The 4,244-nt window shown below is 71.5% G+C and carries 4 protein-coding genes; 1 reads left to right on the top strand and 3 read right to left on the bottom strand.

What is annotated here, in order from left to right:
* Positions 1-117: 117 nt before the first annotated feature.
* Positions 118-939 (bottom strand): alkaline phosphatase family protein, encoded by an 822-nt coding sequence (locus K883_RS03935; RefSeq protein ID WP_008259986.1) that lies wholly within the window; start codon positions 937-939, stop codon positions 118-120.
* A gap of 161 nt (positions 940-1,100) precedes the next feature.
* Here K883_RS03935 and upp point away from each other — a divergent pair, with 161 nt between their 5' ends.
* On the top strand, positions 1,101-1,805 hold the full coding sequence (gene upp / locus K883_RS03930; RefSeq protein ID WP_008259984.1) for a uracil phosphoribosyltransferase: 705 nt from the start codon (positions 1,101-1,103) through the stop codon (positions 1,803-1,805).
* Here the strand turns inward: upp and K883_RS03925 are convergent.
* Together K883_RS03925 and K883_RS03920 are read right to left on the bottom strand one after the other, a co-directional pair.
* Positions 1,726-3,309, bottom strand: a complete 1,584-nt coding sequence (locus K883_RS03925) for a phospho-sugar mutase (protein WP_008259974.1) — start codon at positions 3,307-3,309, stop codon at positions 1,726-1,728. The genes upp and K883_RS03925 overlap by 80 nt on opposite strands.
* A 4-nt stretch (positions 3,310-3,313) precedes the next feature.
* Complete coding sequence (locus tag K883_RS03920; RefSeq protein ID WP_008259972.1) at positions 3,314-4,141, bottom strand: purine-nucleoside phosphorylase; 828 nt, start codon at positions 4,139-4,141, stop codon at positions 3,314-3,316.
* Positions 4,142-4,244 lie beyond the last annotated feature (103 nt).

Raw genomic sequence — 4,244 nt, 5'->3', positions numbered from 1 at the left:
CAGTGGTGATCGCGAGCGCGGCGGAGCCGGGTGAAGCGGGTCGCCACCATCAGCCCAGTGGCGATCGCGAGCGCGGCGGGGCCGGGTGAAGCGGGTCGCCACCATCAGCCCAGTGGTCTAGCCCCAGATGTCGGTGATGGGCGCGGCGCTTGCGGCATAGCCCGTCTTGGGCAGCCCGTACATCTGCTCCACGGTGGAAAGCACGTTGTAGTGGTTGATCTGCTCGCTGTAGTTGCCGGGGCGGACGTGGGCGCCGTAGAACACCGTGGGGATCTGGTTGTGGCTGCCGTTATCGTCCTCGTCGAACGTCAGGATCAGCAGGCTGTTGTTGGCCACCGCCCAATTGGCGTAACCGGACAGCTGGCGATTCAGCCAGGCGTCGGCCTGCGCGATGGACCCGTCGTGCATGTTGTTGTCGTTGTTGGGGATGACGAACGACACGGTCGGCAGGCTGGCGTAGTTGCCCATCGGGAACGCGGAGAACGGCATCGAGTTCGCCGCCGGCACGTTGGTGAAGTTGGCCCACGGCACGTGCTTGCGCGCGTACTTGCCCGCGGTGCACACCGGCGAGCCGACGGTTGGCAGGCCTTCGGCGAAGCCGACGAACGTGCGGCCCGCGGCCAGCAATTCGGAACCGAGATTGGGGGCGGCGCCGGCGTTGATCGGGCACAGGTCCTTGGTCACCCCGAAGGTGTTGCCCGCGAACAGCGCCAGGTAATTCGGTTCGCTGGGGTGGGTTTCGGCGTATGACTGCGTCATGTTGGCGCCATTGGCGGCCAGGGAGGTGATGAAGGGCGCCGACTTGTTGCCGATGATGGCGTTCTCGGAACGGTTTTCCTCCACCACGATCACGATGTGCGCCGGTTGCGGAATGGCCGCTGCCGCAAGGCCTATGCGCGGGGTCAGCGGACTTGCCGCCAGTGCCACCAATGCGACCACGCCGAGCGCCAGCAGGAGGCGATGCGCCCTGCCGAGTAGGCTTCTCGGACTTCGTTTTTCGCGCGACACCCCGGGAGTATACGAACGCGCCTGCGGTATGGCCGGGACGAACGCAAGCGTGTCAGAAGGGCTTTGCCCGATCGTTATATACCCTTCATGGGATGGACGTGCGCGTGATCGACCACCCGCTGGCCGCGGCCAGGCTGACGGTGCTGCGCGACGAACGCACCGACAATGCCGGGTTTCGGGCCGCGCTACGCGAGCTCACGCTGATGCTGGTGTACGAGGCCAGCCGGGAGGCGCCGCGAAAGTCGGTCAGGATCCGCACCCCGGTGGCCGCGACGGCCGGGACGCGACTGGTCAACCCGCCGCTGCTGGTTCCGGTGCTGCGGGCCGGGTTGGGCATGGTCGAGGCCGCCCAGGCCGCGATACCCGAGGCGGAGGTGGGTTTCGTCGGTGTCGCCCGCGACGAGGAAACCCACCTGCCGGTCCCGTATCTCGAGGCGCTGCCCGACAAACTCGCGCGCCGGCCGGTGATGGTCCTCGACCCCATGCTGGCCACCGGCGGGTCGATGGCCCACACCATCGGCCTGCTGCAGCGCCGCGGCGCCACCGACATCACCGCGCTGTGCGTGGTCGCCGCGCCGGAAGGCCTTGCGGCCGTGCAGAAAGCGGCGCCGGACGCGCGAGTGTTGACCGCCGCGGTCGACAAGGGACTCAACAAGTCGGCCTATATCGTGCCTGGCCTCGGCGACGCGGGGGACCGCCAGTTCGGGCCGAACCTGTTCACCAGCCCCGCATCGCAGCGACCAGCTCAGCGCGCAGGGCATCGGCGCGCCGCCGCGAAGAATCCAGATCGTCGCTAGGCGCGCAGCGAATCTCCAAGTAGCACTTCAGTTTCGGCTCGGTCCCGGAGGGCCGCACCACCACCCTGACCGACGTGTGGTCGTCACCGCCGGTGAAGATCAGCGCGTCGGTGACGTCGGTGAGCCCGGCGGGGAACCCGGCCAGCGTCGCCGGCGGGGTGGTCCGCAGCCGGTGCATCAGCGCGGCCGCCTCGGCGGGGTCGGCGACCCGGCGCGAGATCGCGGCGACGTCGTGCACCCCGTACCGCCGCGCCAGCTCGTCGAGCAGGTCGACGACCGAACGGCCTTGGCGCAGCAGCGTGGCCACCAGGTCGCACACCAGGACGGCGGCGCTGATGCCGTCCTTGTCGCGCACGGCGTCCGGGTCGACGCAGTGCCCGATCGCTTCCTCGTAGGCGTATACCAGGGTGCCGCCGGGGACCTCGGCATCGGCGCGCGCCAGCCATTTGAAGCCGGTGAGGGTTTCGACGTGGACGGCGCCGCGGTGCGCGGCGATGGCCGACAGCATCCGCGAGGACACCAGGGTGCTGGCCACCACCGGCGTTTCGGCGCGCTGCGGCTGGGAAAGAATGTAATCGCCCAGCAGCCAACCGGTTTCGTCGCCGGACAGCATCCGCCACCCCGCTTTGTCGGGGATGCCGACGGCGCACCGGTCGGCGTCGGGATCCAGCGCGATCGCCACGTCGGCGCGCACGTCGGAGGCCAGGGCCAACAGCGCGTCGGCGGCACCCGGCTCCTCGGGGTTGGGGAACGCGACGGTGGGGAAGTCCGGGTCCGGAGCGAATTGCGCTGCGACGGTGTGCACTTGGGCGAAGCCGGCGCGGCGCAGCGTCTCCACGGCCACCGCGCCGCCCACCCCGTGCAGGGCCGTCAGGGCGACCCGCGCCGAGCCGGCCCCGCGCCGCAGCCCGGACGCGCGCTCGACGTAGCGCTCGACCAGATCGGCCTGGCCCGGTTCGACGGGGGCCCTGCCGATCTGGTCGGCGGGCGGGGCGTCGGCCATCGCGGCCTCGATCTCGCGGTCGGTGGGGGAGACGAGCTGGATGCCGCCGTCGACGTACACCTTGTAGCCGTTGTCGGCCGGCGGGTTGTGCGACGCCGTGATCTGGATCCCGGCCAGCGCGCCGGTGTGGCGCACCGCGAACGCGACCACCGGGGTCGGCACCGGACCGGGCAGCAACAGCACCGAAAACCCTTGATCGGCAAGCACTTCGGCGGCCACCGTGGCGAATACCGCCGAACCGTGCCGGGCGTCGCGCCCCACGATCACCCGCCCTCCGGCCGGGGCGCGCCGCTTGAGCACCTGCGCCACCGCCCAGGTGGTGCGCGACACCACCGCGACGTTCATCGCGTCGGGCCCGCCGCGCACCGGGCCGCGCAGGCCCGCGGTGCCGAACCTCAGGGGACGGGCGAACCGCGCGGCTAATTCTCCCGCGTCGCACGCGGCGAGCTCGGCGGCTGTCCGCGGGTCGGGGTCGTGGGCGATCCACTCCTCGGGCGTCATGGTCCTAAAACCGGGGCAGCCGCTCGAGGATCAGGGCCAGGAGGGCGCCCATCCGGCTGGCGGACGCGGCCCCCGCGGAGAGCACCTCGGCGTGGCTGAGCGGCTCGCCGCCGATGCCGGCGGCCAGGTTGGTCACCAGCGACACCCCGAGCACCTCGGCGCCGGCGGCCCGCGCCGCGATGGTCTCGTGCACCGTCGACATGCCGACGAGGTCGGCGCCCAGCGTGCGCAGCATCCGGATTTCCGCGGGGGTCTCGTAGTGCGGGCCGGGCAGGCCGGCGTAGACGCCCTCGGTCAGCGTCGGGTCGGCCTGGCGGGCGAATTCGCGCAGCCGCGGGGAGTAGGCGTCGGTCAGGTCCACGAATTGCGGGCCGACCAGCGGGGAACGCGCGGTCAGGTTCAGCTGGTCGCTGATCAACACCGGTTCGCCGACGGCCATGTCCGGGCGCAGTCCGCCCGCCGCATTGGTGAGCACGACCGCGCGCACGCCGGCCGCGCAGGCCGCCCGCACCGGGTGCACGACGTGGCACAGGTCGTGGCCCTCGTAGGCGTGGATGCGGCCGACGAGCACCAGCACTCGGTGTTCGCCGATGCGCATCGACAACAGCTCGCCGGTGTGCCCGATCGCGGTGGGCGGCCGGAAGCCGGGCAGGTCGGCCTGGGGCAGCACGGCGGTCTTCCCGATCGCCTCGGTGCCGAGCGCGGCGACCGCCGGCGACCATCCCGAGCCGAGAACGATGGCGACGTCATGCTCGTCGATTCCGGTGCGCTCGGCGATGACCGCGGCGGCGCGGCGCGCGAGGTCGCCTGGGTCGGACGAGGTTTGGGTCACAGCCGGAGCCTAGCCCGGCGACGGCGAGCGCCGTTGAGGCGCGAGTGAGGAGTCGGGCAATCGAACCTAGCCCGGCGACGGCGAGCGCCGTTGAGGCGCGAGT

The sequence above is a fragment of the Mycobacterium sp. TKK-01-0059 genome, from assembly GCF_000709305.1.
Classification (GTDB): Bacteria; Actinomycetota; Actinomycetes; order Mycobacteriales; family Mycobacteriaceae; genus Mycobacterium; species Mycobacterium intracellulare.
The sequence above is the reverse complement of the archived record's forward strand: the minus strand, read 5'-3'. Positions and strand labels throughout refer to the sequence as shown.